This window comes from Brevibacterium aurantiacum, assembly GCF_007558825.1.
Taxonomy (GTDB): domain Bacteria; phylum Actinomycetota; class Actinomycetes; order Actinomycetales; family Brevibacteriaceae; genus Brevibacterium; species Brevibacterium aurantiacum_A.
In genome coordinates, this window is record NZ_VLTK01000053.1 from 1 (window position 1) to 957 (window position 957).

1 protein-coding gene is annotated in these 957 nt (G+C 58.8%); it reads right to left on the minus strand.

Annotation, left to right across the window (positions count from 1 at the left end):
• The coding region (locus tag FO013_RS22205) for a hypothetical protein (RefSeq protein ID WP_143924719.1) at positions 1 to 729 on the minus strand (729 nt) is incomplete at its 3' end.
• Positions 730 to 957 lie beyond the last annotated feature (228 nt).

The following is a 957-nucleotide window of genomic DNA, read 5'->3' on the forward strand; positions in this document are numbered from 1 at the left end:
AGGTGCGCCTGTCGTCGGGTCGTTTTCGATGATTTCCATGCTGCGCGGAGCCATGTCCCCGGCACCTCGCCAGGTAGCAGAGCCGAATCCGGTGATGGCGACAGGCTTCGACTGTTGCGTTACGAGAGTGCGCACGCTCGAGCGGAAGATGTCAGCGACGGCCGCTGAGCGAATGAGCTCCACCGTCACGAAGTCGAATAGTTCCCAGTCGACGGCTTCGAACTGGATGGAGGCATAGGTGACCGCCCCTTGGAAGCGCTCCCTGATAACCGTCACGGCATCGGCAAGAAACGCGTTGAGGCGCCGACTCACTTCAGCGAGCCGCTCTTGTCGCTCTTCAGGAACAGCGAAGAGCCTGCCGAGGCGCGCGGTGACATCGTCACCTTCGATGAATCCGCGATTCATCACGCTTAGCTCGACACCCGCGACGAACACGACGTCCGCGCCACCCTGTCTGAGTCGTTCAGCTCGCTCCGCGCAATCAGCAAACACAGCGAGGATCTGATCGAGTGTCTGTTCCAACGGATAAGGAGAGAACCAAATCTCCAGCCCGAGTTTCGCTGCGAATTGGGCCGCAGCCTCCAGGCGTTCCGGATCGCTGCCGACGATGTGAACGGCGTTGCAGTTCAGTTCGGTCCGGATGATCGCCAGCTCTTCTTCTACTCTTGACAAGTCGAAGACTTCCCGAGAATTGCTGCCGTTCCGGACGAAGCCCGTGTCGTAGGTCATTCCTCTACCGCGCATCGCTCGATGCCCTCCTATTGGACGAAGTGTCTTCGTGAGAACCTTATAGACAAACGTGCGTGCACGCAATATTGCGTACTCGCATGAATATTGAGATACTGGCCATATGACTGGTCTTGATGATGGACTGCGCGAGCGCAAGAAGCAGGCCACTCAGGTGGCGCTGCGCGAGGCCGCTTTACGCCTCGCACTGGATCGCGGACCCGAGAATGT